Source organism: Mesorhizobium sp. M0217 (assembly GCF_040321955.1).
Taxonomy (GTDB): Bacteria; Pseudomonadota; Alphaproteobacteria; order Rhizobiales; family Rhizobiaceae; genus Mesorhizobium.
Window position 1 is genome coordinate 187821 of the sequence record NZ_JAMYSN010000008.1, and the last position, 12787, is coordinate 200607.

Annotated in this window: 11 protein-coding genes; 10 read left to right on the forward strand and 1 reads right to left on the reverse strand. The window is 56.6% G+C overall.

Features of this window, described 5'->3' with window-relative positions; all coding sequences use genetic code 11:
• Positions 1–175: 175 nt before the first annotated feature.
• On the forward strand, positions 176–964 hold the full coding sequence (locus tag NKJ18_RS15970; RefSeq protein ID WP_352758726.1) for a DUF8453 domain-containing protein: 789 nt from the start codon (positions 176–178) through the stop codon (positions 962–964).
• Positions 965–1375: 411 nt separating this feature from the next.
• On the opposite strand, the gene NKJ18_RS15975 is transcribed toward NKJ18_RS15970, so the two are convergent.
• On the reverse strand, positions 1376–2047 hold the full coding sequence (locus tag NKJ18_RS15975) for a helix-turn-helix transcriptional regulator (RefSeq protein WP_352758728.1): 672 nt from the start codon (positions 2045–2047) through the stop codon (positions 1376–1378).
• A gap of 309 nt (positions 2048–2356) precedes the next feature.
• Between NKJ18_RS15975 and NKJ18_RS15980 the strand changes: the two genes are divergently transcribed.
• The 9 genes from NKJ18_RS15980 (at position 2357) to NKJ18_RS16020 (ending at position 12596) form a co-directional block, all read left to right on the forward strand.
• Positions 2357–4258 carry a BTAD domain-containing putative transcriptional regulator gene (locus NKJ18_RS15980; RefSeq protein WP_352758730.1) on the forward strand — a complete coding sequence of 634 codons (1902 nt, stop codon included), beginning with the start codon at positions 2357–2359 and terminating at the stop codon, positions 4256–4258.
• Positions 4259–4272: 14 nt separating this feature from the next.
• Entirely contained in the window at positions 4273–4785 is a 513-nt protein-coding gene (locus NKJ18_RS15985; protein WP_352758733.1) for a hypothetical protein, read from the forward strand.
• Positions 4786–4797: 12 nt separating this feature from the next.
• On the forward strand, positions 4798–6084 hold the full coding sequence (locus NKJ18_RS15990; RefSeq protein WP_352758734.1) for a YcaO-like family protein: 1287 nt from the start codon (positions 4798–4800) through the stop codon (positions 6082–6084).
• The gene (locus NKJ18_RS15995; RefSeq protein WP_352758737.1) at positions 6081–6809 is read left to right on the forward strand and encodes a TfuA-like protein; all 729 of its coding nucleotides are present in this window, start codon (positions 6081–6083) and stop codon (positions 6807–6809) included. Before NKJ18_RS15990 ends, NKJ18_RS15995 begins: the two co-directional genes overlap by 4 nt.
• A gap of 182 nt (positions 6810–6991) precedes the next feature.
• On the forward strand, positions 6992–8032 hold the full coding sequence (locus tag NKJ18_RS16000) for a hypothetical protein (RefSeq protein WP_352758740.1): 1041 nt from the start codon (positions 6992–6994) through the stop codon (positions 8030–8032).
• A 514-nt stretch (positions 8033–8546) separates the two neighbouring features.
• Positions 8547–9233 carry a hypothetical protein gene (locus NKJ18_RS16005; RefSeq protein WP_352758742.1) on the forward strand — a complete coding sequence of 229 codons (687 nt, stop codon included), beginning with the start codon at positions 8547–8549 and terminating at the stop codon, positions 9231–9233.
• 15 nt (positions 9234–9248) lie between these two features.
• On the forward strand, positions 9249–10253 hold the full coding sequence (locus NKJ18_RS16010; protein WP_352758744.1) for a hypothetical protein: 1005 nt from the start codon (positions 9249–9251) through the stop codon (positions 10251–10253).
• 25 nt (positions 10254–10278) lie between these two features.
• Positions 10279–11091, forward strand: coding sequence for a hypothetical protein (locus NKJ18_RS16015; RefSeq protein WP_352758746.1), 813 nt, complete (start codon positions 10279–10281; stop codon positions 11089–11091).
• Between the two features lie 659 nt (positions 11092–11750).
• Entirely contained in the window at positions 11751–12596 is an 846-nt protein-coding gene (locus NKJ18_RS16020) for a hypothetical protein (protein WP_352758748.1), read from the forward strand.
• Positions 12597–12787: the final 191 nt, after the last annotated feature.

Below are 12787 nucleotides of genomic sequence, written 5' to 3' on the forward strand. Positions count from 1 at the left end.
TCCCAGTCGCTGAGAAGGACGTCGCGACGGATACGCGTCGATACTACAATGTCCGCTTATGGCGCCTTTCGTACGGGCAGCCTTGGGGCCGAAAGCGGCCGGTCTGCCACGGGGACCGTAACCTGAAGAGCCGTCGTCCAACTGCATTCTGCGCGTAACACGACCCCGCCGCCGCATGTTGCGTTCGATGTTCTCGGTTTCTCCGCGCGCCGGCTATCCGCATTCAGCCGCCACGATGCCCACTCGATTAGCTCGCAATATTTCAAGGAATACGAATTGTGCTATTCTCATCACCATGAGGGAAAGGGGCATACAGGATTATCTTGTCGTGGTGGGGTCCGTGCTTGTCGGCGGCTTCACTTTCTTGGCTTTTCACGACTTTGCATTTGCGTCCATTCAATGGTGCACTGAGGGAGACGGTGATTGCATTAGGGAATGGGTTGGCGCGCTTTCGGGATGGGCCGCTACGATCGCCGCGTTCGCCACAATCCCCATCTTGGTCATGACATTGAATGCCAGCCGGAAGTCGTCCGAACAGCAGCTCAGGGCCTACTTGCTCATGGGCCGATCCAAGTTCGAAATAGATGGCAACCGCATCAAGTTGGAAATCAGATACAAGAATTCCGGGCAGACGCCTGCCCATGACGTTCGATGGTTTTCGGCTTGGAAGGTGTGCCCGCTCGGTCAGTTCCTGCCAGAGACGTTCGAAGTGGTGAAAATACATCGGCGAGGCGATATCGCTCCGGGCCAGGAAGTCACTACCAATACGGTCGATGAATTGACCTTGGAAGACGGTGAGAGCGTTAAATCAGGTAGGGACGACTTCATTTTTTACGGCACGATCGAGTATCGGGACGTATTTGGAAACGAGCGCCGGACGGACTTCAGATTCCAAAGCCACCTTGATGATGGAAAGCTTAGCGAGCAGATGCTTGTGTGCACTGAGGGCAACAGGTCGAACTGATAGCCTCACGCAGAGGCCCCTGAATAGAGAAAGCTCCGCTGCTTTGCTAGATGTCGGGCGGGGCACTAGAGATGGAACCTCTCAGTCATATGGGTTGTCGTGCAGGAAAGGCACTACAACCCCACGACCTACTTTCCCTGGTCGCGTATCGAGCAAACTTTGTGTGAACTGGGTTGAGGGAAGTTGGCATGCGCTGAGTAGTGGCCGAGGCAACGGCAGCGTGTCTATGACACCTTCAGGGCGGACTGAAATTCGTCTTGACGAGATGCCCGGCAGTCGAGCGCACGGATCGTCAATCAGGTCTGCGTGCAACGCTGAACGGAAATAGTCAGGCCCAAATGTCGCAAATGGGCACCGCTTTTCAAAATGTGGCGACTACTTCATTAGATCAATCGCACTCTCTTAGGCTGTCTATTGGTTCAAACGCCTCGGGCAGAGCGACAAGACCAGATGGATCAACTCGGATTGGTTTCGACACCCAGTCTTCTGAAGAATGGCCTTCATGCGCTGCCGGATGGTTGAGATCGCAACACCTCGGATCTCAGCGGCTTTTTGCAACGAGTTTCCTGTAGCGACTGAGTGCACCAGTTCCGCTTCCGCCTTCGACAAGAAGACTGTTTTGGCGAACGAAGTAAAGGCTGCTCTATCGAGATCCTCCTGCGCGGTGGCGAGTTCGACGACCATCAAGCTCGGGCCGTAAGCTGCGCCGAGCCCGGTGTGGATCGCGTCGCGAAAAAAGCCTTGCCCATTTCGAATGGAGACCGAGAGCCAAGTATCACACGCTATGTCGCGTTCGAACAGAAAGGCACTTTCCCTCCCCGTCGAGAGCAGCCGCGATAGTTCGATATGAAATCGCCGGTCGAGATCCGGCGAGTCAAATGCAAGACACCCCCGGACAAGGCGTGCCGGCCTCTTCCGTCTCAGCATGTCGATGCAAGGCGAGTTTGCAAATGCTACCGTCGCATCCTCCGCATCGATCACCAGGGTCGCCGTCCGCCAGTCCGGACACAGGAGGGGCAGTATTTCGTTGCCCACGGTCTTGGTGCCTCCCGCTTTGTACAATTCAATGATCGATCCACCCATCTGCTCGGGCCATCGGTAAAACCTGTTGAAACAGCGCCGGCTTTTCACACGGCAATCGCGCGCATCGGTTCATTCCTCGCCCTGATCACAAGATTGGTGCGATGCGTGACACCGACGTGACTTGGCGTGACGACACTACCATTTGGTAGTCGCAAATTATTGCTCTGATGTCATTAATCTGACCAGCTTGAATGAGCTTGGCGGCTTGAACTTAAAAATACTTGAACCGCGAAAACATTTGGATAATGTTGTAATCTGAGGCAAAGAAACTGAAAAATGGCGACAGTTGGGGAGCCGTCAGTTCGCATAATGGGCACTCCGGCAATCGCTGGACAGCCCGCCGAAGCGTTTTTTCCAAGTAAAGCTTTTCAACTTATTGCCATACTCAGTCTATCCACCTCCGGAAGGGTATCACGTAGGGAGATTGCGGATCTTCTGTGGGCGAGCGATTCCGAAGGGGCGGCGCTTTCAAACCTAAGGCAACTTATTGCCCGGATTAAGAAAGCCATCCCTGCCGAGAGAGGGCTTCTGGAGGTCGACGCCTATTCCGTTGCGCTTGGACAAGAGCGCGACGAGATCGATGTTTGCCGTCTTATTGCCAGCGCCGGCAATGACGATCCAACGGCATGCGTCGATGCCATTCGATTGGTTCGAGGCGACCTGCTTGAGGGGGTCGATGACACAACCGATCAATTCTCGCATTGGCTGGCAATCGAACGTGGGGCTTTTCGTGAGCGGTTCTTTCTTATGGCCCAGGCAGGCCTGATAGAGCTTACAAAATATGGCCGGGCACCGGAGAAGAGTCTCCAACTAATAGCCGAGAGAATGTTGGCCTTCGAGCCGGAGCGCGAGCAGAGTTATCGCGCGCTCATAGAGGCGTACGGTCGAAATGGGATGTTTGACGAGGCGCGACGTATCCATAACACACTCTGTCTTATGCTCGAGCGCGAATATGGATCCGCACCGTCGCCCGAAACAGCAGCTGTCACCCGCCGCGTCTTCGCGTCCCGCCCGCAATATGGCCCTGCAGTGGTTGCTACCAACCTGGCGGACGAGCGCCCACGGGTCGCCTTTCTTGCACCCTTGTATGTCGACCAGGCAGCACAAAATCATCTGTTGAGATTTCTGGTCGAGGACGTTGCAAACGAACTTGGGCGGCATAGGAGCTTCCTGGTCTTGGCTCCACATAGTTCATTCAAGGTAGACCATCTATCCGGGACTCCTGTCGACAATTCTGTTCTGCGGGCAGACTATACGATCAGTGGTTTCGTCAAGCCCGACAATGGCGCCGCCGTGCTTGCGTTGCGTATGACAAAAAGCGATGCGGGCGAACTTGTCTGGGCAGGGGAGTTCCCGATCGATCCGGCTGCATTCTTTAAATGCTTCAGCCTGCTTTCGCGACGGATCGCGGGAAGTGTGGGTTTGGCGATCGAACGTGACCGGCTTGCGACGCTTCGCGCCAACTGTGACGGCAGCGCATACCTGCACTATCTTGAGGGCCAGAGATGGCTGACGAATTGCGACCTGCCCAAATTGCGCAAGGCTCGTAAGGCGTTCAAGCAGTCGGTAGAGACCAATCCAGGCTTTGCGCCGCCAAGGGCACGCATCGCCCAGACGCTCTATCTCGAGTGGATCCAGCTCGGTGGACAGGATCCAGAACTCTTGAATATCGCGCGCGAACAGTCGGAGATCGCGCTGGCGCTCGATCCAAACGACGCCATAGGCCATTGGATGAAAGGTACCGTCGCGCTCTACCAGCGCGACTTCGACGAATGCGAGGCAAAATTCGCGGAAGCCGAAACGCTGTGCCCGAACTCGGCGGATCTCCTGGTCCAGTATGCCGACGCCCTGTCTCATCTGGACTATCCAGACCACGGCTGGGCCAAGTTCGAGCAAGCGATCGATCTCAACCCGCTGCCGCCCGATCATTATTGGTGGGCCGGCGCTAGTGTCGCATTCCACCAGCAGTCGTTCGAGAAGGCCATCGAGCTGTGCGGCAAGCTTGCCGATGACGAGCCTGTCCTTTCGATGCTGGCTGCCTGTCACGCTCAGCTTGGGCAGATGGAGCAAGCGCGATCTTATGGCCGGCGCCTGAAGGAGCTGTTTCCGAAGGGGATGGCGATTGAAAAAAGCAAGCGGGTTTCGCCGGATCGTTCGCCGACACACCGCGCGATGCACATAGAGGGACTTCGGCTCGCCGGAGCGATTTAACAGGGGAGACGGAAATGGCCAAAACGACTTATCACAGAATTTATGTCATCGGCGACAAAGAGACGGGCGTACTTGTCCTGACGCTCGATCCACTGCGCGCCGCGTTGGTGGGGCGCGACAAGATCCAGGAGTATGCGGACCGTCATACGCTGACATTCGACACCGTCTTCGGGCAGGTTGCGGCGGCAATCAAGGGACTTATCCTCGAAACCGATCCGCCAGGTGGGCCGAAGAACGGCGACATGGTCTTGACGGCTTTTGCCGAATTGATCGGCCGAGGCGCGACCGTAACGGACGCGGAGTTCTGCTTCATCTCCGAGGTCGATAAATCGGACTGGACTACCAAGAGAAGCGGTTTCTTCCCGATCGAACCCTTCATCACCGACCTCGACGCATTCACGCAAGGCAACCTGCCGAAGTCGATATTGATGGGTCCGGGCGACAAACCGGCAACCGGCAAGGCGTCAAAGACGGGAACGGCAAAGAAGGTTGCCGGGAGTTCGAAAAAGGCAACCAAATCCGAATGATCTGACATCGCCATGTGGGCCTGCAGTCTAGACGATCTGGCGGAGGAGGCGCGTGCGCTTGGCCGGCGGTTGCGATCGCCTGCCGGCGAACACGGCTCGCACTCGGAACCGCCGACGGCGGGTGCGCTGCTGGCTTTGTTGGGACCATCACTGCGCAGTTTCGGCATTACACGCGTCGGCGACCTGACCGGGCTGGACACGATCGGGATTCCGGTCTTCTTCGCATGCCGGCCGAATTCGCGGACCTTGTCGGTATCCCAGGGCAAGAGCCTTTGCGCCGTCGAGGCGCGCCTCGGCGCGATCATGGAAGCCCTCGAACAGGCTGTCGCGGAACGTCACGAAAGCCTAGTCGTCGAAACCGCCAGCCGCCGCGAAATGGTGTCGCGCGGCCTCGAATGCCTGAACCCCGCCACGACCTTGCGCTGTTTTCCTGACGATCGAGATCATTCGCGCCAGCGATGCTGGGTGCGAGGCGTATCGCTGCGCGACGGACGGGATGTCCACGCCCCGTTCGAACTTGCCGGGCTGGATTTTCGAACCGGAGCCGGGTGGGACAATGCGGCCTATAGAATGTCGACGGTCGGGCTTGCGGCCGGCGCCTCGCTCGCTGACGCCGCGCTGCATGGCCTGCAAGAGGCGATCGAGAACGACGCCACCGCGTTGGTGGATATTCTCGGTCTGCGAACAACGCTCGCCCGGCCGGTCCTCGTCCGGCCCGGCCGGCATCCCTTGCTCGACGAAGCCGTGGCGAAAGTGGAGCGCGCCGGCTTGCGGTGCTTCTTCGCCGAGCTTCGTGGTGGCGTTGAGATCGCCACGATCGCCGCCTTCGTGACGTCGCCTCTCGGCATGCACGAAAACCTCGGCATGCGCAGTTTCGCCGGCTTCGCCTGCCGTCTAATACCCGAGCAGGCAGCGCTTGCGGCATTGCTTGAGGCCGTGCAATCGCGTCTGACCCAACTTGCCGGGTCGCGCGACGACCTCGAGCCCGAAAACTACCGGCAGGATGGGATGCCGCTCGACGATCTGGCCGGCACTCCTGTCTGGCTCGATGAGATCGATCGCCGTGCCGATGACTCGACCGCCTACGGCGAGGCAGGACTGCGGCGTCTTCTGTCCATCCTTCCGGGCCATGAGGGAGCGGACGTATTGCTGATCCCGCTCGGCGCCGTGGAACCTGGTGGCATAAGAGTGGTCCGGATCATTGTCTCGGGCCTGCAATCGGCCGCAGGAAACGGTGTCGTGCGGCTCAGTGCCAACACGCTCGAAACCATGCTCGCCGGCACCAGGGTGCTGGCATGAAGGTCGTTTTCGCCGGCCCAAGCATCCACGGCCTGGACAATGCCTTGCTTGCCGCGTGCGAGATGCACCCGCCCGCCGGCTGCGGCGACGTGCTGCGTGCGGTGGGGGCAAGCGCCGACGCGATTGGGCTGATCGACGGTGTTTTCGAAAGCGAGCCCTCGGTCTGGCACAAGGAAATCCTGTTCGCGCTGGCGTCGGGGGTACGGGTGATGGGCGCCGCCAGCGTCGGCGCATTGCGGGCCGCCGAGTGTCATGCCTTCGGCATGGAAGGCATCGGCGCGATATTCGAGCAGTACAGTTCCGGCGAAAGGGTTTGCGATGCCGACGTGGCGCTGGCGCATGCACCGGCGGAGCTCGGTTACGCACCGCTCACCGAGGCGCTTGTCGATATCGAACCGGTAATCGCCCGACTCGCGGCGGAGGACTGGTTGGGAGCCGAAGAAGCCGAGGCCCTGCTGGCTGCTGCCCGGCACATGCACTTCAAGCAACGAACCTGGAATGCAGTTCTGGACGCGGCGGGTTTAGATAAAACCCGCCGCCCCGGATTGGTGCGTGCCAGGCGCGGTTTCGGTCTCAGCCAGAAACAGCGGGATGCCAGCGAGATGATAGCGGCTATCAGCGCCTCGGAGCCGCTAGTTCACGCGGATCGACATGCATTCGAATTCAGTCGAACCGCTTTTTTTGATCAGCTGCAGCGTCAGACGCCATTGAAGGATCCACCCTAATGCTAGTGAGGTCGACAACAGGCGAGTTCTTCAACGACTGCGCGGGACAGATCACGCAGCTTGCCGTCCAGATTGAAGCCTATCTGTTCACCGACGAGCACGCCGCCAAGAAAGCAGCTTATGAAGCGCTGCTGCGGTCGTTTCCCCGCGACATCACACTTTCAATTCTCGTCGACGCGACGATGCAGGCCATGGTCCAGACATGGTTGTCGGCCATTGGGCTTACCTGCCTGTACAATCTCATTCCAGTGCCCGGAAACAAGGTCAGCCTCGGCGGCGCCTGGATGCGCGACGCCTTTCTCTGTGCCACGCAGAACGGCGTAACTGAATATCTCAAGCCCAGCATCGGCAAGCTGGGTGGCGACCAAGCCGAATGGCTGGCTGCCAGCAATGGCACGGCGGTCATCCATCTCGACGAAATCTTTCTCGATGGCGGCGACAGTCTGGTGGGCCAGGATTTTCGCCTTGCTGGCAACAGAGCGGTAAGGACGACATGCGAGTTGGTGGACCATCAATGCAACTACGCCACCGCGCTGGGCCGGTTTGCCAAGCTCGATCGGCGGCGTTTCTACCCCGTAGGCTACCGCCCGAGCGGAATAAGACACAAGACGCTCTGGTTCAGGGACCAGATTCGCCGCAGGTTGGACGCCGCGCGCCAGCTGAAAACTGCCGCGCAGCCACCGCCCGGCGGGTTCCCGCTGCCATCCCTGCCCCTGATGCAGGTCTTGCTCGAAATGCTGCGTCTTTTCCTTGAGGACGGCCTCGTGCAGGATTGGGCTCATATCGACCTGGTCGTATCGGTGACAGGCCGCAAGTCGAGCGGCAAGGATGTGCTGCTGGTGGCTAAGACTGCATTGTCGGCGGCGCCAGGCGAGGAAGAGATCCTGGAAAGTGACCGTCTCGATGCGCTTGCCACCTATCTCGGCGAATGCGGATTCGACGTGAGACTGAACCCGGCGCCCTATCTTGCCGATCCCGGACGAACGCTTTGGTATAACAATACCATCGTGCAGACCGGACCCGACAAGGTCTGGCTGCCGCAATTTTCCGACGCCGACCCGGGCTACCAAGCCGCCGACGATGCCAATGTCCGGATCTGGCAAGATCTCGGATTCGATGTGGTGCGAGTGCCAGGCTGGTTTGCCTACGTTAAGTCGTCCGGCTCGATACGCTGCGCGACGAATGTGCTCGGGCGCAGGTATCATCCAAATCAACCCAGCTGAAAAGCAGAAGTCTCGTATAGTTGCGTCGAACAATCGGCACCGAGCTTTGCATAGCAAGTCACGCCCGGGTCACGTGCCTACCCGCCCTCGCAATATGGTCACGACGACCTATCCGGAACGCACCACTGCCTTGAAGTCCGCACATGCTGATCAAACCAGCATAGAGATTTGAACAGGATATCGGGTGATTCCGATGGCAGGTGGATCGCCTAGGAATTCGAACGTTTCATTCGTAGCGCTAACAACCTCCGGGAACGGAATCGAAACAACGCGCCGGACCAGCTGCCCGCACCCGTTTCCAAATATAGCTGTCTGAGACGCACCTTCATGGCCAAATCTGCCACCTAGCCCCCAGAAACTTTCATGTCACGGCCATGTCACGCCCTCTAGCCGAGGCTCCCTTGGCTAGAGGGCCAACCGCTTCGCTGAAGAAGTTGATCACGAGCTAGCACGGATGCTCGGCAGCGAGTGCTGTCGACTTTGGCGGCGCTGGGCTGCGGCGATGAGGGTCAAGATGTCATCACGTTGGTTAAAACTGATGTTGTCAATGGGTGTGGCGGCGATGCCGTCAATTGCATGCGCACATCAGGTATTTCGCATCACCGACGGCTCAACGCCTGTCGTCCAGGAGATCGAGCCTCCGGCTCTCAAAGAGACGGCGGTGTATGACGCGCCAGACTGTTCGATATTCGCCTCATCCGATGGAGCGCGGCTTTTTGCGATTCCAACCAAGCTCATACGAGTTCCTGGCCGCAACGGCGCCCTGCTCGGGGCATCGCTCGAGAGCGAACCTCAGGATCATATCGTAGTCATCCTGCTGCACGGCATTGATCGAGGCGCGATCGAAAACTGCATCAAGGCGTTCCAGCTGACAGATGGCTCAGGTGTTAAGGTAGAGCTATACCCAGCGTCCGTATACGACATAGAACTCCTCAGCGATCCAAACGATTTTAGAGTATTGAAATTCCACTTTCAAGCCAGCGCCGCATCATCTATCGACGATAATTTTCGTATCATGACCATTATACAGTCTTCTTCCAGGAGAAACGCCGCAACAATAAAGAAGGCACTTGCCGGCAAGCTCGATGCTTTAGCAAAAATCAAAATCAAGATTCTGAAAAACGATGGATCGACAATATACAAGACCGTTACAGTACCGGTCGACATCGGAGACATCAACCTTTCATCACAAGGTCTTTAAAAACGGAGAACGAAAATGCTACTTTTCCACGAAGTCGCCAGGACAACCAACTACATGACAGTGTATAGAGACTCCGATGACATGAAGTTATTCTACTATATACCACAATTCGCTGAGGTAGCGAAGCGGAATGATGGCAAGCTGGCGTTCGGCGCCGCGTTCTTTGAAAAAAACCCAAATGACCCGAACGATGGCTTCTCACTGTACAATTTTGGCGTCCGCGGAGTCTATCCGTCAATGGAGCTTGCTAGGGTCAAGGCCGAGCTCGAAGCTCAGTATGGCGGTCCTGTTGCGCTTCAGCCGGTCAATCCCTCCGTGTCGACGCCATCACTCTCTCCAATTACGGACGGCATCTATCGCTCGATTAAATGCCAGCTCAATGGGGGAAACCTCTACACCGACCTCGCGGCTTCATTCACGCTTGATGAATCCCTCGAACCGACCTTCTCTGAATTGATGAAGAGCGGTGGCGTGGGCTGGGCAGGCGCTATTACCTACAAGGTCCTTACCAAGCGGACAACGTTCCACTTCAAGATCACAGCCAACTGGCACCGGGTCCAGGAGCATTTCCGTGCGCAGGTTTCGGTTAAATACTGGTTCGTCAGTGCGAATATATCGTACGAAACCCAGAAGCTCATTCAGAACGGCACGATCAAAATCGATATTGATGGTGGCTCTCCGTCAGAGCGGGAGAAAGTCATGAGTATCGCTGAGAAGATTGCGGCACGCCTGTTCGTACCGAGTCTCGAAATGAACCCGCTACCGGATCACCCGACCGGATCGGCTCTCTGCGTAAGCCTCAATTATAGCAAAATAGAAGAAGACAAAACAGAGGTATGGGAAGGAACGTATAGTGACTACGAAGAAAAAGAGCTCGGCATGGCCGCATATGTTCGCGATATCCCTGAAAGCTACTTCGTCAATTTCGACAAAGCCAAGTCATTCATCGTCGACCTTGACATCGCTGACACGCACAGCCTGCATTTGGGCAAGCCGTTGGTGAAGTCGACAAAGCGTTGAAAAGAACGATAAGCGAGGTAACTCCATGAGGCCGGCTAAGCAATACAAAACAACACTTGGGTTGATAACGCTCTATGAAGACAAATGGCGGTCGGAAATATTCTATGTCCCGCGCTTCTTATATGGCAATTTGTCGGAGAGCGACCTTGGATCGAAACTTTTGCTCAGAGGTGAGATCAAGTTGGGTTTGACTGCGGCTGAACTTTCTAACCTAACATCGCAAGCGCCCAACAAGAACGTCGTTCCAGTACCCATCAATAGCTTCCATTTCGACGGAGATTGGCCAAACGAACCAAACGGACATTTGCTGCAATTTACGGTGCTTTCTCAGCTGCCATTTCCGTCAGTGATTTTCGCCGCTACCTTGAACAAAGTCGCGCCGGAATATCAGGAAAAACTGATTGCTATCCGAGATGCGTGGCAAGATGCGAATCTCGCGACAGGTCGCATGCGGCTCGAAATCATTGTTGACGATATCCTTCTAAAGCTGTCAGCGAGTGCCGACAATCAGGCAATCGTTGCGAGGCGAAAAGCGGAACTCGCCGAAAGGCGACTTACGCTTCTCCAGATCGCCTCATTCTACGACGTGCTTGTGCGAAGCAACGTCATAGCCGGCAACGTCGAAATAGGCGATCCAGATTATGCGAGAAACCTCTGGCAAGAAAAGACATTCGGGGATTTTCTGAAAGAGCATTTTCATGCGAGTTCGGATGCTGAGAACTTTGATGAGGGCAGCACCATTCGGTTGTGGGATCAAGTGCCTGTTAGAGTAGGCGATCTCACTGCGCAATGGAGTGGTGTGAAGAGCGTCGTGGCGACTGACATGGCAACCATATGATCTGACTTGCGGCGGGCGCGCGGCTCTGCGCGTAGAGGGCAACTAGTCAGGCCATGGCACTTCAGATTGGGAAGAAGCCTCTCAATCTGGAGCCATCCATTGATGATCCTGGTTGGCGGGTTCGTCGGCGCCGATCCCGACCTTCCCGGGCTGGATAACGAGAGATCGCGCTACGGCATCGGCGACTCTACCAACTTGTCAGACAATCAGGGGTGATCCAAGCTTGTACGTTCAAATCCAGTTCTTCTCTCCCGGCGTCGAGCTTTTTTTGACCTTTGGCTAGGCAAAGACCGCCACGAATGTCTGCAAAACTGGTAGTAGACTTGACTAGCTGAAACCGAGTGTCCGCCCTAGCGCCCTCGAACTTAATTCCGCCGTCAATGACGTCCGCTTTCAGCCGGTGGCTACGTGATCCTGAACGATGGATATAGGGCGCGTTGCCGGCCCACTGCTTTGGAGTCGAAAACGGCCGGCTACAATTGCCCATTAATGGCTGCTTCGGTGCAAGTATAACGGTGGATATCCGGGTCAATAAATTGCGGGCGATCTTCGACTCGCGTAGGCGCTTATAGTTGAGTGTGGGGAATACGGCCACGGGGACGCGGACCGCTTCGATAGTTCATGCGTGCGCCCGACAAAGCCCTTTTCTGGAGGTTTGCATGCGACGCAAGTTGCCCGTTATACTAATGGCATTCGGCCTTTTGTCGGGATGCGGGACGCGGGTCCCGGACATGGCGCCCAGCGGGTATGCCCAAGACGATACCATAACCGAGAACGATATTATCAAGCACGTCCAGTGCGAGATCGCGACCGGAGCCGAGAAGGCAATAGCTATGTGGGCCGATCAAAACGTTCCCGTGGATTGGCTTAAGACTTGGCAGGCCAAGGTGAACCTTAAGCTCGTCGTTGACGACACGGGGAACTTCAATCCAGGTGTGTCGATCATTGATCCGATGAGAAACGTGATCTCCACATTTCCTACGGGCGGCAACGTCACCAGCTCGCAGAATTTCACGCTCGGCTTAGGCTTGCAAACTTCAACCCAAGCGACACGAACCGAGACAATCGCGTTCACTTATCTGCTCGGCGACCTCATGGCCCATGTCAAGGAAAACCGAGGTGGCAAAGAAGCTGTGGGACAGTATTCCGGTGAGGACTGCGTCGGCTACGGTCGCGTTCCGATCCTAGGGACGCTCAAAATCGATGACTTTATCATCGCTAAGGCCGGTCTTGCCGCGGGAGGCGATCCAATACCCAACAACGGCAAAGTCTCGCCGTTCACGGTGTTCAGTGACGAGGTTCAGTTCATCGTCACCGTGTCTGGCAACGTGAATCCGGTATGGAAACTGGTTCACGTAAGCGCCAACGTTGGGAATAGCCCGCTGTTTAACGCCAGCCGCAAACGCACGCAGACCGTAACCATCACGATGGGTCCCAGCGACTCCAAGGAAATCCAAGCGATCTATAACGCGAACCTGATCGCGTCTGCGATACGCGATCAGTGAAGGGAGCTAGGCCATGAACCAGAATTCCGTTCCGGAAAGCCTTCAGGATGCCATTGATAATTTCAATGCCGAGGTCGCCACCGATGAGCAGATAAAGAAGTATACGGACTATCTTGATAAGCTCACCACCGAATTCAGCCACATAGAGCCGTTCGCAAAGGCGCGTCCATGCAATGATCCGCATAGATCGA

What these genes read in the sequence shown, in the direction of transcription:
- NKJ18_RS15970 (WP_352758726.1), top strand. Translation starts at nt 176, where the DNA reads ATGTTGCGTTCGATGTTCTCGGTTTCTCCGCGCGCCGGCTATCCGCAT.
- NKJ18_RS15975 (WP_352758728.1), bottom strand. Translation starts at nt 2,047, where the DNA reads ATGGGTGGATCGATCATTGAATTGTACAAAGCGGGAGGCACCAAGACC.
- NKJ18_RS15980 (WP_352758730.1), top strand. Translation starts at nt 2,357, where the DNA reads ATGGGCACTCCGGCAATCGCTGGACAGCCCGCCGAAGCGTTTTTTCCA.
- NKJ18_RS15985 (WP_352758733.1), top strand. Translation starts at nt 4,273, where the DNA reads ATGGCCAAAACGACTTATCACAGAATTTATGTCATCGGCGACAAAGAG.
- NKJ18_RS15990 (WP_352758734.1), top strand. Translation starts at nt 4,798, where the DNA reads ATGTGGGCCTGCAGTCTAGACGATCTGGCGGAGGAGGCGCGTGCGCTT.
- NKJ18_RS15995 (WP_352758737.1), top strand. Translation starts at nt 6,081, where the DNA reads ATGAAGGTCGTTTTCGCCGGCCCAAGCATCCACGGCCTGGACAATGCC.
- NKJ18_RS16000 (WP_352758740.1), top strand. Translation starts at nt 6,992, where the DNA reads ATGCAGGCCATGGTCCAGACATGGTTGTCGGCCATTGGGCTTACCTGC.
- NKJ18_RS16005 (WP_352758742.1), top strand. Translation starts at nt 8,547, where the DNA reads ATGTCATCACGTTGGTTAAAACTGATGTTGTCAATGGGTGTGGCGGCG.
- NKJ18_RS16010 (WP_352758744.1), top strand. Translation starts at nt 9,249, where the DNA reads ATGCTACTTTTCCACGAAGTCGCCAGGACAACCAACTACATGACAGTG.
- NKJ18_RS16015 (WP_352758746.1), top strand. Translation starts at nt 10,279, where the DNA reads ATGAGGCCGGCTAAGCAATACAAAACAACACTTGGGTTGATAACGCTC.
- NKJ18_RS16020 (WP_352758748.1), top strand. Translation starts at nt 11,751, where the DNA reads ATGCGACGCAAGTTGCCCGTTATACTAATGGCATTCGGCCTTTTGTCG.